A 21,502-nucleotide genomic window follows, 5' to 3' on the forward strand; every position below is an offset into this window, starting at 1 on the left:
AACCGGCAGGTAGATCGTGTAGCGGCATTACAAAAAAATCAGGCGGTAAACTTCAGGAGCTTGATCGCATCGAAGTCCTGCACACCGCCACCTACGCGCTTAGTGGTGTAGAACAGCACATATGGCTTGGCAGAATATGGATCACGCAACACGCGCACACCGATACGATCAACAACAAGATAGCCTCGCTCGAAATCACCAAAAGCAATCGGCGTACCATCGGCAGCAATGTCCGGCATATGTTCGGCTTCTACCAAACCAAAGCCCATCAGCGATGCCTTTTCACCAACAGCCGCTGGTGGCTGCCAGAGATAATTTCCGTCTGCGTCTTTAAGCTTACGGAGCACACTCTGGGTCTTGCGGTTCATCACGAAATTGGCGTTCTGACGATAACCAGCCTTCAATGCATAGATGAGTTCGATAAGCTTGTCGGATGGATCGGCTGCAGGTAGCGCTCCCGCAACACCAGTTTCAATATGGCCGATCTTACCCCATTCCCAGCTTGCATCTTCGACAGTGCTATAGCTCAAAAAACCCATCGGTTTATTGAGACCATTGCCAGTGATGAACGCCGCACCTTCTTGCTCAGCAAAGGCTGCTTCCACTTCCTCGGCAATCCACTGTTCCACATTCACGGCCGCGTCGTCGAGCAGTGACGCGGTTGCCGCTGGCATGGCGTAGATTTCCATGGTTGGGAACTGCAACTCTGCCAGTTTTGCCGATGCAGTCTGCGGACGGGCATCGGTTTCACCGACCCAACCCGTTGCCGGGCCGCTCACCGAAAACGGCTTTTTCAAAACCGAACCGGACACCTGACGGACACTGGAAATGCCACGGATCGGTGAGAGCACAGCCAGACGACGACCGATTTCAGTTTCAAGTTCTGCTGGCACTAGGTAGCCGCCGTCGGGACCCGATGCATAGGAATGTGCCTTCTGCTCGACACCGCGTAGCGCCTGTTCGTCGCCACGACGTACATAGCCGTCAAAAGCTTGCTTATGCTCAACGTCGACGATAGCGTTACCTTTGCCGAGCTGTGGACGAGCGCTTTTTAATACATACTGATCAAGCGCCTGCTTTTGTTCGTCGAGTGCACGATTGATACGATCAACCTTGTCGCGCAGCAGCACATCAACATCGGCACTTTTTTCGACCTTTTTCAGACGCTCATCATTGGCTTCTCGGAACGCTGAGAAGGCAGTCATGAACTCGTCAAAAGCTTCCGAAACATCGCCGTTGTTCCCAAGCGCCTTCGTTTCCACGCTCTTGGTTTCGAGCGGGATTGCATGTTTTTTTTCCATTTTTGATCCTGATTAGTTAAGTGACATCATCTTGCAAGCGGCGCGCATACGCTGCGCCAACGCTGCATCATCTGCCCGGAAAGCGTCCCGCCCGTCCTGGCTCTGTAAGGCTGCAAGTGCTGAATAGCCTTTGGCTATAACCAGACGTGCAGCAGAACGGCTTAGCCCCGCATCCCGCGTGAGCCATCGTTCAAATTCTCTGACTGTCGGCAAATCCGCCTTGAGATTATTGATCCGCGCCTGCGGCAGCATGGGAAAGGTCACCACCGAGATTTCCCATAGGTCCGCTTCCGTTATGTGTCGCAATCCCGTGCGCGCATCCTTGCGCGCTTTCACGGTGCGAAAGCCAATCGACAAACCATCCAGCCCGCCAGCCCGCATCAGTTCCAGTGCTTCGCGGGCGCGTGCCACACCTTTAGCAAGTCTGCCCTCGACATAAAGGCCGCGTGCATCTTCACGAATATCAGTCCAGACGCCAATTGGTTCAGCCGCGTCATGCTGCCAGAGCATACGCACACCAGAGGATTTTCGAGATAGAAGCGACTTAGCAAAAGCGCCTTTTTCGATGACGTCGTTTCCAAGATCAGGCAGCCCAAACACACTCGCATAGCCCGAAAAACTGCCGTCGATTTCAATTTCTTCGAGCGCCAGTGATGCACGCTTGGTTTCAAGCTTTATCATTCCGGCTCCTTTGCAAAGATGGGAGTCCGGGAAGCGGTGCATGTTTCACACGTTCCGCAAAGCGCTTGAGAATGCCAAGCACCGACCATGCGGCAAGGCTTGCGGCTGTCGCGCCCATCAGCATTACTTCGGCGCGCCCTAACAGAGGTTCAAGTGACAGTGTTCCGGCAATTTTCACCCCTGCCGCACCGCCAAAAACCATGCCGCAGATGATACCGACGGCAAAGCGAATGCCTGCTTCACGCTTGCCATTTGGCAACATATAAGCAAGCGACACGGCTGAACCGGCGACGGCTACAGCAATCTTAGCGAACCACACCCGTGTTGCATCGGATGCCATAACGGTTTCACTCAAATTGCTCATGTTGCTCTCCTTTCTGCGCGTGGCTGGTAGCCAACCGCATCGCGTTTTTCATCGTCACTTAAAAAAGAGGCGTCGGAGACGCGCCGCCACAACGATTCACGTTCCAGAGAAAGGCCTTCTATGCGATCTGTGTCATGCTCAAGCCTGAGATCGTCACCGAAAATTGGCCCCAGCCAGCAACCGAAAGCCTTTGCCGTGCGGTTGATCAGCGGCAGCACAGTCAGGCGATAAAAGGCACGATTGGCCTCTGCGTAATTGGCGTAGGTATTGTCACCCGGAATGCCGAGCAGCATTGGCGGCACACCAAATGCCAACGCGATATCGCGTGCGGCACCATTTTTCGCTTCGATGAAATCCATATCCTGCGGGCTGTAGCCCATGGCTTTCCAGTCCAGCCCACCTTCAAGCAGCAGCGGACGCCCGGCACCAGCAGCGCCTGTGTAGCCTTCCTCAAGTTCAGTTTTGAGCCGGTCGAACTGTTCTTCGGTCAGGTTGCCGCCGTCTTTCGGTGCATAGACCAGCGCACCGGAAGGGCGAGCCGAATTATCAAGCAATGCCTTATTCCACGCCCCTGCTGCGTTGTGCAGATCAAGCGCCATTAGGGCTGCTTCAAGGGGTGGAAAACCATAATGGTCATCCAGCGGATGAAACAGTTTGAGATGCAAACCGGCAGAAGCTGCACCCGCCAGCGAAACAACACGGCTCGTATTGGCTGAGCGATAGACCAACGATTGCGGCCAACCATCGCTCGATGTTTCGAGCGTCACCCTTTCAGGCCGTAGAAGATGCAGTTCGCTGCGCCCACTTGGCAAATCAACGCGTTCGACATACGCGTTGCCCGAAATAAGCAAATGTCCATAAAGCCGCTCAAAGAAGCTGCTACTATCCAGTCCGCCTTGCGGCTGCGAAATCAGATCAAGCAACGGATGCACTTCATGTTCGGTCGTGCCTTCATAAAGCAGCCACGGCACATTGCTGGCCGCTTCCGCGATCAGCCGCACACAACGATGTGCCACCGGATTTCGCATAAAGCCCTCACGTGCCAGCGAGGTATAATCCCGCGCAATCCATGACGGCCCACGCTCCATATGCAGGGCAACAAAACCTTGCGCGCTCTTTCTCTCACGCCCCACATCAGAATATGAGGGTGCGTTCGCGGCAGCTTTACGCCACGGCCAGTTCCACGCCATATATCGGCTCTCCAATGATTGTAAAAATTAACCGAAACGCCGGATACGTGGCTTTCGATCAGTCCCAAGCATGAGTTCGGTCAGCGCCCAGACCATGGCATCGAGACGATCCGGCGAACGTCCGCTCGAAAGACCTTCCGGCGCGAAGTCGCACATTTCATCTTCAAGTGCTATAAACCGTCCCGCATGACGAACACGCCCCTGCTCATAAAGTGCCGCCACCGGCTCGGCGCGTAACCATTTGCCCCGCGATGCATGCCGCATCAAAACCGGAACAGTTGCATCCTCTGCCGCAAGCACAGCAGCAACCATCTCACCGCCCTGATTTACTTCAGCCAGCACCGCGTCAGCCTCATATTCATGATAAAGAGCAATCGCACGCCGCGCCCATTGATGCGGCTTAGCCATGCTCATGCTTTCGTCAGCCAGCACATGCGCAATGCCATTTTCGTCGATACCAGCGACAACAATCCCACAGGCATCAGACGATTTGCCCGATGAAGCAGGCGGATCAATCGCCACGAGAATACGGATCAACTCAGGAGCGGACTGTTCAAAACATTGCTCAATCCGCTCACGCGACCACAATGCACCTGCGCGTTCTTCAATCAGTTCGCCGTCGAGTTCCTGCCGCCCCAGCCGCGTACCCGCGTATCGCTGATTGATCGTTTCAATAAAACCACTCGCAAGATGCTCTGCATTCTCAGACGTACGCATATGTGTCATCTCAACTGAGCTGTCGGTCATTAATGATTTCAGCAATGGAACCGCGCGCGGTGTCGTCGTCACCACCTGACGCGGAAAGCTCCCCAATCGCAGACCAAACTGCAACATATCCCATGTGGCTTGCGGATTTTTCCACTTTGCCACTTCGTCACACCATGCGGCATCGAACTGTGGGCCACGTAACCCGTCCGGATCTTCCGATGTATAAAGGGACGCCACTGCACCATTATCCCAAAGAACCCTGCGCCGCGTCGCCTCATAACGTGGGCGCGACAAACGCGAGACCGACAATATGCCGGAGGGACCATCAACCATCACCTCGCGGGCATCGGCAAAAGTCTCGCCCACCAATGCAATATGTCCGCAATGTCTTGAAGAAAATGGCGCAAGCCCCAATGCCATTCCCGATACCCATTCGGCCCCAGCACGCGTTTTCCCCGATCCGCGACCACCCAGAATAAGCCATGTGCGCCAGTCACCCGACAGTGGCAGTTGCGCATCGCGCGCGCTAAACAACCACTCGCTGTTCACTGCCATGATCTGATTTTGCGTCAAGTCCGCCGCCCAGGATTTCCCGTGCGCGCCTTTTTGCAAGTTCGTTAATTCTCCTGTCTATACGAGCAAGCGCCGCTTTAACCTCAACAAGACTTACCTGTTGAGTGTTTTCATTGGCTTCGGCAACGCCCGTTTCAGTCGCAAGCTCGCCTACGGTTTTCACAGCCTTCGCCAACGCCATCAAAGCTTCGGCTTTACCCTTATCCGGCAATTCTTCAGCATCTATTAGCTTGTTAAGTTCGCTCTGTAATCTTTGCAGAGCCGTGTCCGTGGCGGAGGGTTTGATAAGTGTTTTTTCATCAAGGCCAATAAGCTTCAGCCATTGAAGATATTGTTTTTCTGTACATCCCATCAGCTCAACAATCTCAGCTAGTGCAATGTCGTGTTTCATTTGCAGGCAAAAAGCCAGCCTGACCCGCGCCTCGCGGCGCTCGTCTATTTTTTGCGTTTTCAACGGCAATTTCCGTTAGAGCGCATTTCGATCTAATTTTATCAGATCGGCGCTCTAAATATTTGTTTCAACGTGCATCTTGTTCGAAAACCGCTTCGCACTTTTCGGGATGCACTATAACTGCCCTTTCTCATGCAAAACCCCGAAAGCATGATGCTTCCGGGGTTTTGCAATAACGATGAAAGCCGGGGGTACTAAAGCTCTCATCCAGATCAGTCACACTTTTCTGACTGTATCTAATTGATAGCAAAGCACCGTTACGCCGTCAAGGACTATTTTCCTATTTAAGATTTTTTTCTCGTATGACTTTCTGCATTTCGTTTACGAATTAACATGAGTTATCGCTTTATTATCTGATATGGTTCGATGGCAGGTTCTGCTCGTCTCGCAACTTTTACGATTAAAAAGTAGAGTTCATGCGTAACAAGACTGATGAAGATTCTGAAAATAAAGGGCGCAAGCCCTTCAGGGTTTCACGCCTTATCGGCCTTGATGCATGGATCGATTCCGGCCTTTATAATCTGCGCTTTTATGCTCGGGAGTGGTGGGAAAGCATCACAATTTTCTCACGAAAATTCCGGGTTCGTGGCTTCCGACGCTTTGTTGTCGAAATTCTGGATGAAGGCTTTACGCTGGGCGTCATTGGCTCTGTTCTAATGCTTGCTCTGGCCTTGCCTGCATTTGAAGAAACGAAAAAAGACTGGCGTGCGCAGGACGACTACGCAGTAACCTTTCTTGATCGCTATGGTAATGAACTGGGACAACGCGGCATTCTACACCGGCAGGCTGTACCGATCGATGAATTGCCGGATCATGTCATTAAAGCCGTTCTTGGCACCGAAGATCGCCGCTTCTTTGATCACTATGGCATCGATTTCTGGGGGCTTAGTCGTGCGCTGAGCCAGAACCTGCGCGCCAATGGCGTCGTTCAGGGCGGGTCAACGCTTACACAACAGCTTGCCAAGAACCTGTTTCTTTCCAATGAACGCACCATTGAGCGTAAGATTAAGGAAGCGTTTCTTGCAATCTGGCTTGAAAGCAATCTGAGCAAGAAAGAAATACTCCAGCTCTATCTCGACCGTGCCTATATGGGCGGTGGTACATTCGGGATTGCTGCGGCATCGGAGTTTTATTTCGGCAAAAACGTTAAGGACGTATCGCTGGCAGAAGCCGCTATGCTTGCAGGCCTGTTCAAAGCGCCTGCCAAATTCGCCCCGCATGTCAATCTGCCAGCAGCGCGCGCACGCGCTAATGTTGTACTCTCAAACATGGTTGAAAGCGGTTTCATGAGCGATGGACAGGTTGCCGTTGCGCGCCGCAATCCAGCCAGCATCATTGACCGCGCCAAAAATGAAAGCCCAGACTATTTCCTCGACTTCGCTTTTGATGAAGTCAAGAAAGTCGCGGGGCACCTACCGTATCATACGCTCACCGTTCGCACGACGCTGGATCGCAATCTACAAAAAGCCGCAGAAGAATCGCTTGAGTTCTACCTCCGTCAGAACGGCAAAGACTACAACGTCTCTGAAGCCGCCACCGTTGTGATTGCCAATGATGGTTCGGTACGCGCACTGGTCGGCGGACGCGATTATGGCGAAAGCCAGTTTAATCGCGCGACCAAAGCGCTGCGTCAGGCTGGATCATCCTTCAAGCCATATGTTTACGCCGCAGCCATGGAAAAAGGGTTGACACCGAATACCATCGTCTCCGATGCACCCGTCAGCTGGGGCAACTGGGCACCGCGCAATTATGGCCGCAGCTTTGCCGGACGCGTCGATCTGACGACAGCACTCGTAAAATCGCTAAACTCCGTGCCGGTTCGTCTTGCCAAGGATCATCTGACAACTGCGCCTATCGTCGCGCTGGCGAAAGCCATGGGTGTGGAATCAAACATTTCATCCCATAAAACAATGGTTCTTGGCACCTCTGAAATGACAGTGATGGATCAGGCGACCGGCTTTAATGTGTTTCCCAATGGCGGGATGGCTGGCAACCGGCATGCCTTCACCCAGATCGTCTCGTCGGAAGGCAAAGTCTTGTGGGATTTCTCACGCGATGCACCAAAGCCGCACCGGGCATTGTCTGAAAAAGCAGCATTCGAGATGAATTCGATGCTGGTGCAAGTGCCGGAACGCGGGACAGCGCGACGCGCTGCATTGCCAATGACACGCGTTGGCGGCAAAACCGGCACGACACAAAACTATCGTGACGCATGGTTTGTTGGCTTTACCGGAAACTTCACGGCTGCCGTTTGGTTTGGTAACGATAATTTCACACCGATGAAGGAACTAACTGGCGGCGTTCTACCTGCAATGGCGTGGCAGCGGATGATGAATTATGCTCATCAAAACATCGAATTAAAGCCAATCCCCGGCATCACGCCCGCCTTCCCGGCTCCGGCGAAATCAACAGAGCCGAAAGTAGCGGCAACAGACAAGCCAGAAGAAGCCATGTCGGCAGCTCCACGCGTGCTGTCGCCCGTCGCTACCAAAACGCTTAAGGAGCTGAGCGACGCTTTGCGTAATTCACCGCCGGTTCCTGCTCTTGCCGCACGCAGTAAAGTATCGGTACTTTGAGATCAGAATGCTGAAAACAATCCTCAAAGTCATTACGGTACTCGTCATTGCGCTTGGCGGCGGCATTTTGGCAACCGATTACGCGCTGGATCATTTTGATGGCTTCGGCGAGTTGCAGCTCGGCGCGTGGAATGCGTATCCAGCCGCAGGCACAACCGATGCCGATCCTTATTCGAAAGCGCGTGCAGCACGTAAGGCCTATCTTGCGCTCGGCACCGCCGAAGGTCTCCCCTTTTATGCGCGTAGGGATAGTAATGGACGCGACTTGCGCCAGGGATGCAGCTATAGCTTGAGCGGTTTCACTCCTTCTGCAAGGTTCTGGACGCTCTATCCGGCAAGCACCGATCTTGAGCCAATTGCACCACGCGCAGGCTTGCAGCCAGCCCTGCACTCGCGCGAGGTGCTGTATGAACAAGACGGCAGCGTGAGAATTACCATCAGCCCCGATGCCAGCCCTGACAACTGGTTACCCGTTGAAGGCGCAGGCAACTTTGTGTTGGTCATGACACTGTATGATACGCCTGCCGCCAGTTCTTCCGGTCTGGTTGATCTTATTATGCCGCGCATCACGCCTCTCGCGAACACGGAGGCCTGCCGTGGCTAAAATACTGCGCCTGCTTCTTCTTGGTCTCGTTGGTGCAGCGATTGTGCATATAGCCGTCTTACTGCTGGTTCCGTTCTATTCGAGCAAAAACGCATGGTCACATCTCGAAGCCCTTGGTGACGCCTATCGCTTCCATGTTCTTTCCGAAACATCCCGCCTTGTGAGTGACCAGGACCCGCTCATGCGGCAGGCTGCATGCCGGTTTGATTTGACGGATGGGCCTGTGCATATCACAACGAAAGGCAACCTGCCTTTCTGGTCGCTATCCATTTATGCACCGAATGGCGACAATCTTTACAGTTTGAATGACAGTGTTGCCGGTGACCGCCAGCTTGATCTGATTATTGCTGATCCAATTGGTATTGCTGCGCTGCGCTCAGAAGGCGTTCAGAATGATGGTCGGTCAATCATTATCGAACAGGATATTAGCGAAGGTGCAGTCGTTCTGCACAGCTTCGTCCCTGACGTAAGTTGGACCCAGCAGGTGCAAAGCTTCTTTAATCAAGCGCGTTGTTCAACTTACGAAGGCAGTTAACTGCCTCAAAACAGACACTTTCTCGCGCACGGTTAATGAGTTGCTAAGGCTTCATAATTATTATCCATGATGCCGACATGCGGCAGGCCGCGTTCATAGTTTTAGCCTACCGGAGTACCCTGCGTGACAAACGATCAGTTCCGCGTCCTGGAAGAGATTTCAGGCAATCGGAACCAGTCAAATTCGAGAGCTGATGGCAGCAAAGCGGACGACCTTCTGGTCGCTGCAATAGCTGCGTTTGCCTCACTGACGCGCCCCGGAAGACAAGACGCACATCAGCTTGAAGATCTCGCATTCCCGCTTCTTGACCGCGCGACCTTGCGTGGCAAACGACAAGCAGCCAATGCGATTGCACAAATCGAAGATGCGCCGCGACGTCTGGTCCTCGCTCTGGCCAATGAGCCCGTCGAAATTTCAGCGCCAATTTTGTTACGCTCGGCAACTTTAAGACCTCAAGACCTTCTCGATATTATCAGTAAAAATGGACTAGCCCATGCCCGCGCCATCGCACGCAGGCAGTCGGACGACCCGTTGCTCAAAGGTGTGTTGCGCAGCTTCAATGATGCCGTGATCGACCGTCTGCTTGCTTTGCAAGAGAACCTTGCAGGCATAGAAACGGGGAAGTCGGCCAGCCTTTCCGAAGTTGATGAGGATCAACACGCGGACGAAGAAGCGCCACAAGCCTCTTTTTTCAATCCCGGCACACTTGCGACACCGGAACACCTGATCGATACGGCGCTTCTGATTGATGATCAGATTTTCCGCACGGCTCTTGCTGATTCGCTGGATGTGTCTTTTGATCGTGCCGACCGCATCATTGGAAAATGGCCAGATTCGCATTTACCGATAGCCTTGCGTGCGCTCGGCATGTCGGCATCCGAATGTTTCATGATTATGTCTGCAATCCTCGGACCAGTTGTCGCCGACCGTGACGGATTGCGTGAATTTATTCAGATTTACCGCTCTATTGATCAGGAAAAAGCTGTCATGCTCGTCCGTCGCTGGAAAGCTGACGACATGTCAAAGGCACTGCGCAGCAAATTGCGTGAGATGGTTACGGCTGCAAACGTCGATTCCGCCTCCATTCGAACCAGCCTATAAGTCATCCAAAGCGACTGAGAAGAGATTAGTCGGATCGGCTACATCTTCCAGCTCAATCAGCCAAAGATCAGGGTCGAAACGGGTTTCCCGTTCCATCCTTTCACTGACCTTAAGATCATCGACATCGTGGAGAATGCGCAAAAACATGCGTTCACCATCGCTATTTTCTTCATAAGAAGTCTGCGGCGCGGGTGAATAAAGATCAGAGGTGCCAAAGCGTGAACTGATCTTGATGAAAATCGCTCCCGCTTCCTTAGAGCCGCGACGCGCCAAATAGGCAAAGCCGCCCTCGCCCTGCACTTTGCGGATTAGCGCAGAAACCCAGAAGTCCGATGTCAGGCGCATAGCTTATCCCGTATCAGCTGATCAGGCCAATTTCGCGCATTTTAGAAATCAACGCAGCATCAACTTCGCCAGTCACAGGCAGTTTAAACAGTTTCTGAAACTCGCGAATGGCATCCTGTGTCGATTTGCCGGGAACACCGTCAACGCTGACCATTTCATTACCAAACGCCTTCAGGCCAGCCTGAACGCGGACGATATCCTGCGACGAAATCTTCGCCTGCGATTGGAATGCGGCCAGTTCGACTGGCTGCTTCTTAGGCTGCGCGGGTTTGCTTTCCAGAGATGCCAGATCAGGCGCACGCTTTGCAGGTGTTTCGACCTTTAGAACTGCAGGCTGAGGTCGTGGTGTCGGCACTGCAGTATCTATAAGCTTCGCGACATCATCTTCTTTCGGCGCCGCAACTGCACCGTTCTGCGCAGGCGCTCCCACCTTTTTCTGCAATGCCTGCCAGCGTTCAATGGCTTCACGTGTCTGTGGGCCTGTAAAGCCGTCAACTGCACCTTGATAGATACCAAGCGTCAGCAATCGTTGTTGTAGACGAGCAATTTCAACATCAGCATTAGGTGCCAATGCTGGCAGCATTTCATCGACGGAACCAGTCAGCTGCAAACGATCCGGCGAAAGCTCGGCTGATTCTGTCTGAGTTTGTGCTGACGCTGCAGCGGGTTGAACGTTTGCTGTTACTTCCTGCTTATGTTCTGGAGCGGTTCCGGGCAGATAGGCGCGCGGCGTCGCTTTAAAGACAAAATCGGTACGAGTTTTGAAGAAGACAGCATTATGCGCTTCAGGCTGATACCAGAGTGCATTGGCCGAAACAAAGCCCATTACGACTGCGAAGGCCGTCGCGCCGCCGGTAAGCACAGGATTGCGCACGATAAAGTTGCCAGCGAAAATCGCCAGCGACGAAGCCGAACTGAAAAAGACCTGAAGCAGACGACGTCCGAGACTAGGCCGTTTTGCGGGCTTGCGCGTCGATCCGCTCTTGGCTCTGTTCACGGTTTTCGTCTTTGTTCCACTCATTGTTCCGTTCTCCCTGGTGACGGTGCATGTCAATGACCGTGCCAAGTTGCTGTTCGTCTTCTTCTCCCAAAGAATCCTGATCAAATAGTTTCTGCGGGCCTGCCACCGGCAGATGAACAGTCACAACCGTTCCTTCGCCCACACAGCTTTTAATATTCATCGAGCCCTGGTGCAGCTCTACCAATCCCCGGACCACTGAGAGCCCAAGGCCAGTTCCCTCTTGCGCGCGCGTGTATTGATTATCGGCCCGCACGAACGGCGATCCGATGCGCTGCATATCTTCCGGCTCAATACCAATTCCTGTATCTGCAACAATGATTTCGAGCTGCGGCCTACCGTCAATCACAACACGCGATGCATCAATGGTGACGCAACCACCCGACTGGGTGAACTTCACAGCATTGGCTGTCAAATTGAGCAAAATCTGCTGAACTGCACGACGATCAGCGACCACATCGCCGGTCATCGCATTCACACGATGACAAAAAGCGAGGCCTTTCTTTTCGGCCTGTGGCAGCATAACAGACGCGCACAAATCAGCAGCTTCACGGAAAGCGAAGCTCTGTGGCTCAATGCGATAGGTGCCAGTTTCGAGCTTGGAGTTATCGAGTACCGAGTTGACCAGTTCGAGCAGATAATGGCCAGACTTATGAATAAGTCCCGCATATTCGCGCTGCTTTTCATCCTGCAACTGGCAGCCCATTTCGTGCGTGAGCATATCCGAGAAACCGATGATCGAATTGAGCGGCGTACGCAGCTCATGGCTGACGGTTGCCAGAAGACGCCCCTTGCCAATGCGTTCTGCTTCAAGCTCAGCTTTCAAAGCATTGATTTCTTCAAGCAGTCGGTGCTCACCTTCCAGCGAACGTCCAGTGAGCGTCATCACGCCGTTCGCTGCAACACCTTCCATGCGGAATGACAGGAACACGGTATTGCCATCTTCGATTGTGCGAAGGCGCACATCGGCAGGACGCGCGTTACGACCAGAGCGCAGATCAGCAAGCAAAGAAACATATTGGACGCGATCAGCGACGTGAACGCGATCAAGCAGTGCGACGCCTTCCAGCGTTGTCGACTGAACACCAAGAGTTGCTGCAGACGCCATTCCGATTTCTGAAACAACGCCGTCAGCATCGAGCGTCATGAGAATATCACCAGCTGCAATAACCGGCTTTTGTGCAGCCTGCGGAGCCGAAACCACCACTGTTTGGACCGTCGAACTACGAGCGATAAGGCTTGTTATATATAAGAGAGAGATGATCAGTGCAGCGGCCGACACGCTTGCAACAGTAAGACCACCGGCAGCTAGAATAAGAGCTGCCGCACCAACAGCTGCGAGCGCTGCAAGCGGTTTACCGCTCACCAACCATGCTTCTAATGGAAAGGCTGCCGCCATCACCCAAAGCACGATGCTGCTGCCATTGGTAAGTGCCGCGATTGTGGCAAGACCAGCGCCATACACGGCAAAATTCAGCGTTCCGAGAACTGCAGCATTCACGCCCATCAGGCTCAAAGCGCACAATATCATCGCAACGCCTGCGAAACTTGCTGCAAGCACAGCGTATGTCGCAAAATCATTCGCAATACCCGATGCAAAGACCGATACAAACAGCAGCACCGGCAAAAGCATGAACGAACCAACGATGCGAATCGCTGACGCATCTGAACGATCAGTCCAGCGCTGGCAAAAACGTTCATAAAAACGCGCAAGCGCCAGCACATTCGTGCCTGCTCTCTCCGCTGCGTTCAAAAGAATGGCGCTCAACTTGCCTTACTCACTCAATACTCATTCGGCACATCCATCAGGGATTAGCCTGTTGATGGCAGAATGCAGCCGAGGCTTTAAAGAAACGATAAAACAAACCGGCGATGGGCGAATTGATGTAAAATCTCACAGTCTGGAGCCCTAGTTTTCCAGCTATGGTAAACAGAAGGTGGATAAAGGTTAGGCGCTGCTTGGCAATTAACCAATCCAACATTTTTGAGACCAGCGATTCTTACGGTTACGGAATCTTTTTAATTTTAGTGAAGAATGTTTTTGCCAATCCCGGCCAACACATTCGAGAGCAATGATCCGTTTTCTCATCAAATCTGCAATCTGGCTGTCGTTGGCATTTATGATAATGCCGCACTTTTTTCCTGCGGATGAAGAAAGCACACCGGCTCAGAAGCAAATCGACGCTGCATCAAACACCAAACCGGACCAGATTGAACAGTTACTTTCCAATGGCAAAACTGCGCTGGAACTCAGCAAGATCTGCGTAAACAATCCCTCATTGTGTGAACACGGCGTGTCTTTTTTATCCAGCGCTGCAAGCGGCGCAATGGAGCGCACTGGCGGTGTACTTGAATATCTGAGTGACCGCTTTGGCACGAAGCCCCCAACCGCAACACTGGCCTCACCCGAACCTACAATCCCACAGCAGGTTTCCATTCAACAAAATCAGACAGCGATTTCGAAAATCCCGATCCCTACCCCGCGCGCTGAAGGGCTTCGCGCACTTGATCGTTCGACAACCGGCGCAATTCCCTCTCGCAATTGATGGTTTAGGGTGACGTTCGCACGCTTTGTCCTTATATAGACAAGCGAACAGTGACCCAATTTGAGCAGATATCATGACCACGACAATAGATAACATCATTTCCGACTTCGAATTTCTCGACGATTGGGAAGATCGCTATCGTTATGTGATTGATCTGGGAAAAGAGCTGCCCGCATACCCAGATGATGCGCGCGATGCTGCGCACAAGGTGCAGGGCTGCGTCAGTCAGGTATGGCTCAAAACCGTTCCGCATGAAGGTTCTGACCCGGTTATCGATTTTCTGGGCGATTCAGATGCGCATATCGTGCGCGGTCTTGTTGCAATCGTGCTCGCCTTTTATTCAGGGCGCAAAGCTTCCGAAATCGTGGCATCCGACCCGGAAGAGGTTCTCAAAAAACTCGGGCTGGATGAACATCTGACGCCGCAGCGTTCCAATGGACTGCGGTCAATGGTGGCGCGTATCCGCCGCGATGCGGAAGCGCTTAAAGCATCAGCTTAATAGCTTTTCAACAGCAAGTGCGGCGGCGAGCAATTCCTTATCCGCGCCGTTGCGCGCCGTTAGCATAAGACCCACTGGCATTCCAGTTACGGGCATCGGCAGCGTAATGCTGCAAAGATCGAACTGATTGGCGATCTGCGTATTGCGCAAAAGCAGCCCTTCAACGCGGTCATATTCGACGGGATCGTCAATCACCGACGCAATCGTCGGCGCTACGATTGGCGTGGTGGGCGTCACTAGGAAATCTATGTCTGCAAGCCTCCGATCCATTTCGGTCATGAGGCTTTGCCGTATCTGCATAAGGCCATGATAGTCCTCTTCAGACACTTTTAGACGTTTTGCGAGCGTGTGTTTTACACGTTCATCGACATTCGCGTCAGGATCTTTCAACCACGTATCGGCATGGATATGGCTCGCTTCAATGCCCGCAATCGACCCAATCGAAGCCGCCTTGCGCAACTCAAGAATGAGGTCATTCAGCTCGAATGAAACGACCCGCGCACCTGCATCCTGAAGCAACTTAAGGCTGTGTTTGAAAGCATCGCAAACGTCAGGTTCCATATCGGCCAGCATCGTGCCTTCCGGCAAACCGACCGTTAAACTGTCCAAAGCCCTTGGCGCTGGCAACACAGGAGCCTCTCCCGCCATTACAGCATCCGCAAGAATACAATCCGCGACCGTTCTAGCGATTGGGCCAATCGAATCAAGCGATGGTGCCAATGGAAAAGCGCCATCAAGGGGAATGCGCTTTGCCGTCGGTTTAAAGCCAACAAGTCCATTGAGCGCTGCTGGAATACGCACTGAACCGCCCGTGTCAGAGCCGATTGCTATTTCACTTGTACCTTCAGCAACCGAGACCGCGGCCCCCGAGGATGAACCACCCGGTACGCGCTGTGGATCAATTGCATTGGCTAGCACGCCATAATGCGGGTTTAAGCCGACAGCTGTAAACGCAAACTCAGTCATGTGCGTCTTGCCGATAATGACTGCACCCGCAGCCCTTAAACGCTCGACAACTACGGCGTTTTCACTCGCGACCGCAGCAGTTCTGCGTATAACAGAGCCAGCGAGCGTCGGTTCGTCTTTAATATCGAACAAGTCTTTGATCGATATGATCCGACCATCCAGCGGACCAATCACCCGCCCCGCCATAAAACGTTCATCAGACTCGCTGGCTTCTGCTGTGGCTCTGCCTGCATAAATAGTACTGAAAACACGCTCGCTGCCGACACGTGTTCTCAGTTTTGACAAAATATTTTCAAGCTTATTGCTAATACTAAGCATATTTCCCCCGTCAGAATGACTTTGTTATTCAAACTGTTGACGGGGTCAATGTGGTGAAAAAGCATCACAGCAACTAATCTTACCGTGGACGTGCTGCCGGGCGATAATCCTCTGCACCCCAGTGAACAATACCGGTCGAGCGAGGTTCCCTGCCTGAATGCGGATTATAATGCCGGTGCAGCATCGAAAGCCCCATTTTGAGCAACATTTTGCCGGAACGAACTGGCCATTGGCGCTCGCGTTCCACGAGTTCCAGCCCCTTTAAGAAGCAACAAACATCTATAAGCACGCCGCTTAGTTCAGGTCCAACGGCATCCAAAGCGCGCTCAACACGCATCCGGCTTGCAAGCGCAATATCTGTAAATTCAGCCATACCTCCCGGCCCCGAACGCGTGGAATTACCAACACCCATATCCCACCGCGCTGAAATCGAAGGCATCATCGCCCCCCGGGTAAAATCTGAACGCAACCGTTCTCCGGCCCGAAACTCATCTTCTGAAATGAAACTCACACCTTTACTATTGCGAAGCCTAAAGAGTTTGGTCAGTGGCGATTCAGAAGGGTTAATTTCAACGTTCTCACCATATTCGAGCTCTATGGTTTCAGTCTTTCGAGCGGTAGCTGGCTTTTTCTCAGAGCTCTTTCGTGCTTGAGACGCAAGTACAAGCCGACCGTCGTTATACAGCAAAACGCCACGTTTTCGCATCGCATCAAGTTCATTACGCGTTGTTGCAATTGTACCGTGGTCAGCCACAAGCAAAACATGGGTGTCACGTACAGAATCCTGGACTTCGCATCCACCCTGTTTCAAAAAACGAATGATTCTTGCTTCGGACGTCGAATACATTTCACTCAAGCTGCTATCCTCCAATCCGAGAATCCAACGTTAACGAGTTTTTCAAGCGCGGAAACGACCGCATCATAATCCCGGTCCTCTCGGCGATCTTCAACAAGATGGCACGCATACATGACTGTCGTGCGTTCACGAGAAAATCCAATTGCGACCTGGCCCATAACCATGCCGAAAGAGGTATGCGCGATATACATGCCCAACTGTCGTACCTGTGCAACGTCCCGTCTGCATCGCATAGGCGAACGCAACTCAGTACCACTAACGCCGAAATAGGCAGACAACATGTCTATCAACGCTTCGCAGATCTCAATATTCTATTCCTGGCACCTGCGCCCAGATCCGGACCAGAATTATCCAGTTTCAGTGTTCGTCCGTGTCGCGCGGCAATGACCTTTAAAGCCTCAACAGCTTCTGCGCGGGTATGGATGATATCCGGAGTTTTCAGAGACATTCATCTTTCCTCACCGTTATAGGAATATGTTCTTATAGCGAGGAATTTGCAAGCGGGGATAAGTTTATTTATAGCATATTTTCATCCATCATCAGGCCATTACGAAATTATAGGAATTTTATCCACACCTCAGAAGCGTCTGCCATTCTGTCGCCAGAAAGAGCGCAACAAGTGGAACATAGATAATGGAACTCACGCTTCGTAATTCCTGCAAAGATTTTATTACAAAACGTAATGAAGACCGGATGGGAGCGATGCAGCGCGTTGCGCTGCAGATCATAGCGGGTATCGATATGGATACGCTGCTAAACGCTTCAAAAGACGAAAAAAATCGAGCAGAAAATAGACTTACCCGGCTTATAGAACGCGAGCGGCTGAAAGGTGTCAGCGGTCATTGGAGCTATGATCTTAATAGGCATATCGCCTTAAAGCAGGCTCTCGACAGGTTACTGGGCAGAACAGTTGTTATGAGATCAAACAGCCAATTAAGACATGTTGCTCATTTTTGATGATTCCAAAAAAAATAGCTAAGTTCAAATAAAATAGCCCGACACAAGAGCGCCGGGCTATAATCAACTTGTCTTCATAGCAAAACAAGTGTCCGATCTAACGTATCGGTAAATTATGCGTCCTTAGGCTTACGGCCCAGACCCATCTTCTTAGCAAGACGCGAACGTGCAGCAGCGTAGTTCGGAGCAACCATTGGATAGTTAGGATCAAGATCCCACTTTTCACGGTACTGTTCAGGAGACATGCTATAGTGGGTCATCAGGTGACGCTTGAGCGACTTGAACTTCTTACCGTCTTCAAGGCAGATGATGTAATCGTCATGAACCGACTTCTTCGGGTTCACAGCCGGCTTTGGCTTTTCAACGACAACAGGCGCTTCTTCACGAACAACATTGCTCTTGAAAGCAGAATGTACTTCTGAAATCAGGAGAGGCAGTTCACTTGCGCGAATAGAATTATTTCCAACATAAGCGGCAACAACTTCAGCAGTCAGGCTGAGCAGCAATTCTGCGCTCTCGTCGTAGATTTCAGGGTTTTCCATTTTTTTTCCTTTATAGTCGCTCTTTATATCAGGCAAACTACAGCACCCAAAAATCTGGGGCTGGCTTGCTCGAATTCTTTTCCCTGCCCAACATTAGCCCGTGTCGCAAATAACAATGAATAGTGTCATTTGCAATAGAATTGTCAAACCACTTTACATTAAAAGAACGAAATTCTTCTTAAGCAAGCAAATAAAATTCCGATTTATGCGCAATTGAATTTCCAAAAAGACTGTCATCAATAGATGGCGCCCTAATTGGCTCGATGCTGTATTCGTAAAGTTGAGGGAAAGGTGATAGATTGTCTGTAGCGCTTCCTTAGTTTACAAGACAAACATAATCAATCTTTTTTTTCGATAAGCTTTTTAACACTAGCTAAAACAACCATATTTATTGGGGAAAATCATGATCAATGACTAAGGCAACAAAAAGGCTAAATCAGAATATATTCATATCAATAAACTCAATTTCAGTAGCTACATCAAATATATATACAAGTTACCTTTAAAGGCCATCGATCTACACGAAAGTTTTACCTGTACATTGAGTGACGTACATCAAATCAGCAATATATCCATTTTGGAAAAGGTGTTGCTACAGTTTGATCAAACAATTCGCTTGTAGTTTTGTGTGATATGAAGGTGCGGCCCCCCTTGTTCCGCCTCATTCAAATGATCATGTAATCATCAAAACTGCTAGGCTCCACTCACAGGAGAAACAAATGTCTAATTCCACTGATCAGACCCGCCACCTGAAAGTCATTAAAACCGATGCAGAATGGCGTGAACAACTCACGCCCATTCAGTATCAGATCACCCGCCAGCACGGGACTGAACGCGCCTTCTCCAGCCCGAATTTTGATAGTTCACTCCATGGAATTTATCGCTGCGTGTGCTGCGATAAGCCGCTTTATAAGTCGGAAACGAAGTACGAGTCTGGAACAGGTTGGCCTAGCTTTTACCAACCAATTGAGCCAGATGCAGTTTTCGCAGTTGAAGATCATTCCTATGGCATGAACCGTACGGAAATCCGCTGTTCGGATTGCGATGCACATCTGGGGCACGTTTTTCCTGATGGTCCGCCGCCAACAGGTCTGCGTTACTGCATGAATGGTAACGCATTGATCTTCGATCAGGATTAATTGTTGTTTTTGACGGTCCGGACCGGCACAACGGTTCGGACTGATTTCTTTTGCTTTTTACCGGATAATACATGCCCCACGATCAGAATTTCCCCACTGCTCCCAAAGCACCTAAACATCCTGCAAGTGATACACGGCACGGCATCACCCGTACCGATGACTATGCATGGTTGCGCGCTGATAACTGGCAGGAAGTCTTCAAAGATCCTTCTGTTCTGGCAACTGAAATTCGCGAGCATCTGGACGCAGAAAACGCCTATCAAACAGCCTTGATGCAGGACACGGACGCGCTTCAGAAACAGCTTTTTGCCGAGATGCGTGGACGCATCAAGGAAGATGATTCATCAATTCCATCGAAGGATGGCCCCTACGCTTACGGCGTATCCTACCGGACCGGTGGCGAGCAGCCATATTTCATCCGTACGCCGCGCGATGGTGGTGCGGAAACAATCCTTCTCGACGGCGACAAAGAGGCTGAAGATAAAGCCTATTTCCGTCTAGCATCCGCTGATCATTCACCCGATCACAATCGTTTGATCTGGGGCTATGACGATAAGGGATCTGAATTTTACAAACTCAGAGTTCGCGATCTCGAAAAAATGTCGGATCTCGAAGACGTACTTACCGATACCAATGGCGGCGGCAGCTGGGATGCTGACAGCAAGGGCTTTTTCTATACTTTGCTTGATGAAAACCATCGCCCGTCCAAAGTCTTCTATCATCTGATCGGCACCGAACAGACGCAGGACAAACTGATCTTTGAAGAAAAAGACCCTGGGTTCTTCTTAGGTGTTGGGGGTTCGCCACTCGATGATTTCATCTTCATCGACATTCATGATCATGAAACGTCTGAATCCTGGTTGCTGCCCGCAAATGATCCTGCGGCAAAGCCGCAGCTCGTCATGGCCCGCAAAACAGGTGTCGAATATGATATTGCGCCCGGCGGCGATGAATTCTTCATTCTGACCAATATTGACGGCGCGAAAGATTTCAAGATCATGCGCGCACCTGCATCCGCACCGCAGCAGGAAAACTGGGAAGAACTGGTCGCGCACGTTCCGGGACGCCTGATCCTCTCACACGGCGCGTATAAGAACCATCTCGTCTGGATGGAGCGCGATAACGGCCTGCCGCGCATCGTCATCCGCGACCGCAAGACCGGCGAACAACATGCCATTGCGTTTGATGAAGAAGCCTACTCGCTCGGACTTCAGGGCAGCGCGGAATATGACACGGATGTAATCCGCTTCTCTTATTCTTCGATGACCACGCCTGAGCAGCTTTTCGATTACAATATGAACACGCGCGAACGCACTTTACTCAAAACACAGGAAGTTCCTTCCGGTCATAACATTGAGGATTATGTGACGCGGCGTGTTCTTGCACCTGCTAGCGATGGTGAACTGGTGCCGGTATCGCTGATCTATCACAAGGATACAAAGCTCGATGGCTCTGCGCCATGCCTGCTCTATGGCTACGGCTCATATGGCATGAGCATGCCTGCAAGCTTCAGTACCTCACGACTATCTCTGGTTGATCGAGGCTTTGTGTACGCCATCGCACATATTCGCGGCGGCAAGGAAAAAGGCTTTGCGTGGTATGAAAACGGCAAGCGTGAAAAGAAGACCAACACGTTTACGGATTTCATCGCGGCTGCAAAGCATCTCGTTGGCGAAGGCTTCACCAGCCACGACCGGATTGTTGCACATGGCGGCTCGGCAGGCGGCATGCTGATGGGCGCTATTGCCAATCTCGCACCGGAAGCTTTCGGCGGCATCATTGCAGAAGTACCGTTTGTTGATGTGCTCAATACGATGCTGGATGACACCCTCCCTCTCACGCCACCTGAATGGCCGGAATGGGGAAATCCAATTACGTCAGAAGCTGATTATCGCACCATCGCGGCGTACTCGCCTTACGACAATGTAACGGCTCAAGCCTATCCGCGCATTCTCGCGGTCGCTGGTCTGACAGATCCTCGCGTGACCTATTGGGAGCCTGCCAAATGGGTCGCCAAGTTGCGTGAACTAAAAACCGATGATCATCCGGTGCTTTTCCGCATCAATATGGATGCTGGACATGCCGGTGCATCGGGTAGATTTTCCAGGCTAGAAGAAGTGGCCTACACCTATGCTTTCGCCCTAAAAGCAGTCGGGAAAGTATAGGAAAGCCACATGAGTACCGCTCCCGGCAGTTTATTTGCCGGGAGTTTTTATTGGGCTTATATTATTT

The 21,502-nt window shown here is 51.6% G+C and carries 21 protein-coding genes and 1 pseudogene; 9 read left to right on the top strand and 13 right to left on the bottom strand.

All coding sequences use genetic code 11. The features are described from left to right. Positions 1-38: 38 nt before the first annotated feature. The 6 genes from ACOZHT_RS01975 to ACOZHT_RS02000 are packed head-to-tail and all read right to left on the bottom strand — an operon-like array spanning position 39 to position 5,271. Positions 39-1,301, bottom strand: coding sequence for a phage major capsid protein (locus ACOZHT_RS01975; RefSeq protein ID WP_339508128.1), 1,263 nt, complete (start codon positions 1,299-1,301; stop codon positions 39-41). A 12-nt stretch (positions 1,302-1,313) separates the two neighbouring features. Beyond that, positions 1,314-1,982, bottom strand: a complete 669-nt coding sequence (locus ACOZHT_RS01980; protein WP_339508127.1) for an HK97 family phage prohead protease — start codon at positions 1,980-1,982, stop codon at positions 1,314-1,316. Further along, on the bottom strand, positions 1,969-2,346 hold the full coding sequence (locus ACOZHT_RS01985; RefSeq protein WP_421565294.1) for a DUF6107 family protein: 378 nt from the start codon (positions 2,344-2,346) through the stop codon (positions 1,969-1,971). The genes ACOZHT_RS01980 and ACOZHT_RS01985 overlap by 14 nt, the downstream gene beginning before the upstream one ends. Beyond that, positions 2,343-3,536, bottom strand: a complete 1,194-nt coding sequence (locus ACOZHT_RS01990) for a phage portal protein (protein WP_339508125.1) — start codon at positions 3,534-3,536, stop codon at positions 2,343-2,345. Before ACOZHT_RS01990 ends, ACOZHT_RS01985 begins: the two co-directional genes overlap by 4 nt. 27 nt (positions 3,537-3,563) lie before the next feature. After that, the gene (locus ACOZHT_RS01995) at positions 3,564-4,799 is read right to left on the bottom strand and encodes a DNA-packaging protein (protein WP_421565295.1); all 1,236 of its coding nucleotides are present in this window, start codon (positions 4,797-4,799) and stop codon (positions 3,564-3,566) included. Beyond that, complete coding sequence (locus ACOZHT_RS02000) at positions 4,771-5,271, bottom strand: hypothetical protein (RefSeq protein ID WP_339508123.1); 501 nt, start codon at positions 5,269-5,271, stop codon at positions 4,771-4,773. The genes ACOZHT_RS01995 and ACOZHT_RS02000 overlap by 29 nt, the downstream gene beginning before the upstream one ends. 413 nt (positions 5,272-5,684) lie before the next feature. Between ACOZHT_RS02000 and ACOZHT_RS02005 the strand changes: the two genes are divergently transcribed. The 4 genes from ACOZHT_RS02005 to ACOZHT_RS02020 all read left to right on the top strand — a co-directional run bounded on the left by ACOZHT_RS02005 (position 5,685) and on the right by ACOZHT_RS02020 (position 10,084). Then, positions 5,685-7,844, top strand: coding sequence for a penicillin-binding protein 1A (locus tag ACOZHT_RS02005; RefSeq protein WP_339508122.1), 2,160 nt, complete (start codon positions 5,685-5,687; stop codon positions 7,842-7,844). A 7-nt stretch (positions 7,845-7,851) separates the two neighbouring features. Then, a complete protein-coding gene (locus ACOZHT_RS02010) occupies positions 7,852-8,448 on the top strand; it encodes a DUF1214 domain-containing protein (protein WP_339508121.1) in 597 nt (198 codons plus the stop codon). Then, positions 8,441-8,983: a hypothetical protein gene (locus ACOZHT_RS02015; protein ID WP_339508120.1), complete on the top strand. Its 543-nt coding sequence runs from the start codon at positions 8,441-8,443 to the stop codon at positions 8,981-8,983. Before ACOZHT_RS02010 ends, ACOZHT_RS02015 begins: the two co-directional genes overlap by 8 nt. Positions 8,984-9,106: 123 nt before the next feature. After that, a complete protein-coding gene (locus tag ACOZHT_RS02020) occupies positions 9,107-10,084 on the top strand; it encodes a DUF2336 domain-containing protein (protein WP_339508119.1) in 978 nt (325 codons plus the stop codon). On the opposite strand, the gene ACOZHT_RS02025 is transcribed toward ACOZHT_RS02020, so the two are convergent. From ACOZHT_RS02025 to ACOZHT_RS02035, 3 genes are read right to left on the bottom strand one after another with little or no spacing between them, the layout of a single operon-like run. Continuing rightward, on the bottom strand, positions 10,079-10,429 hold the full coding sequence (locus tag ACOZHT_RS02025) for a DUF1491 family protein (RefSeq protein ID WP_339508118.1): 351 nt from the start codon (positions 10,427-10,429) through the stop codon (positions 10,079-10,081). The genes ACOZHT_RS02020 and ACOZHT_RS02025 overlap by 6 nt on opposite strands. A gap of 13 nt (positions 10,430-10,442) precedes the next feature. After that, positions 10,443-11,450: a peptidoglycan-binding domain-containing protein gene (locus ACOZHT_RS02030; protein ID WP_339508117.1), complete on the bottom strand. Its 1,008-nt coding sequence runs from the start codon at positions 11,448-11,450 to the stop codon at positions 10,443-10,445. Continuing rightward, on the bottom strand, positions 11,377-13,215 hold the full coding sequence (locus ACOZHT_RS02035) for a HAMP domain-containing sensor histidine kinase (protein ID WP_339508116.1): 1,839 nt from the start codon (positions 13,213-13,215) through the stop codon (positions 11,377-11,379). Before ACOZHT_RS02035 ends, ACOZHT_RS02030 begins: the two co-directional genes overlap by 74 nt. Positions 13,216-13,519: 304 nt before the next feature. Between ACOZHT_RS02035 and ACOZHT_RS02040 the strand changes: the two genes are divergently transcribed. After that, entirely contained in the window at positions 13,520-13,993 is a 474-nt protein-coding gene (locus ACOZHT_RS02040; RefSeq protein WP_339508115.1) for a hypothetical protein, read from the top strand. A 73-nt stretch (positions 13,994-14,066) separates the two neighbouring features. Continuing rightward, complete coding sequence (locus tag ACOZHT_RS02045; RefSeq protein ID WP_339508113.1) at positions 14,067-14,492, top strand: SufE family protein; 426 nt, start codon at positions 14,067-14,069, stop codon at positions 14,490-14,492. On the opposite strand, the gene ACOZHT_RS02050 is transcribed toward ACOZHT_RS02045, so the two are convergent. From ACOZHT_RS02050 to ACOZHT_RS02060, 3 genes and pseudogenes are all read right to left on the bottom strand, one after another. After that, positions 14,484-15,776 (bottom strand): amidase, encoded by a 1,293-nt coding sequence (locus tag ACOZHT_RS02050; RefSeq protein ID WP_421565296.1) that lies wholly within the window; start codon positions 15,774-15,776, stop codon positions 14,484-14,486. The genes ACOZHT_RS02045 and ACOZHT_RS02050 overlap by 9 nt on opposite strands. A 79-nt stretch (positions 15,777-15,855) precedes the next feature. Beyond that, complete coding sequence (locus tag ACOZHT_RS02055; RefSeq protein WP_339508111.1) at positions 15,856-16,632, bottom strand: DUF6456 domain-containing protein; 777 nt, start codon at positions 16,630-16,632, stop codon at positions 15,856-15,858. Then, a pseudogene (locus ACOZHT_RS02060) lies at positions 16,629-17,080 on the bottom strand (helix-turn-helix domain-containing protein). The gene ACOZHT_RS02055 and the pseudogene ACOZHT_RS02060 overlap by 4 nt, the downstream one beginning before the upstream one ends. Before the next feature lie 182 nt (positions 17,081-17,262). Between ACOZHT_RS02060 and ACOZHT_RS02065 the strand changes: the two are divergent. Further along, positions 17,263-17,589, top strand: a complete 327-nt coding sequence (locus tag ACOZHT_RS02065; protein WP_339508899.1) for a cytoplasmic protein — start codon at positions 17,263-17,265, stop codon at positions 17,587-17,589. Positions 17,590-17,702: 113 nt separating this feature from the next. Here the strand turns inward: ACOZHT_RS02065 and ACOZHT_RS02070 are convergent, their stop codons facing one another. Beyond that, on the bottom strand, positions 17,703-18,131 hold the full coding sequence (locus ACOZHT_RS02070; RefSeq protein ID WP_310010701.1) for a MucR family transcriptional regulator: 429 nt from the start codon (positions 18,129-18,131) through the stop codon (positions 17,703-17,705). Positions 18,132-18,850: 719 nt separating this feature from the next. On the opposite strand from ACOZHT_RS02070, the gene msrB reads away from it, so the two are divergent. After that, positions 18,851-19,270, top strand: a complete 420-nt coding sequence (gene msrB, locus ACOZHT_RS02075) for a peptide-methionine (R)-S-oxide reductase MsrB (RefSeq protein ID WP_310010702.1) — start codon at positions 18,851-18,853, stop codon at positions 19,268-19,270. Positions 19,271-19,341: 71 nt separating this feature from the next. Then, on the top strand, positions 19,342-21,435 hold the full coding sequence (locus ACOZHT_RS02080) for a S9 family peptidase (protein WP_339508110.1): 2,094 nt from the start codon (positions 19,342-19,344) through the stop codon (positions 21,433-21,435). Positions 21,436-21,502: the final 67 nt, after the last annotated feature.

This window comes from Ochrobactrum sp. EDr1-4 (assembly GCF_049199085.1).
In the GTDB taxonomy this organism is placed as follows: Bacteria; Pseudomonadota; Alphaproteobacteria; order Rhizobiales; family Rhizobiaceae; genus Brucella.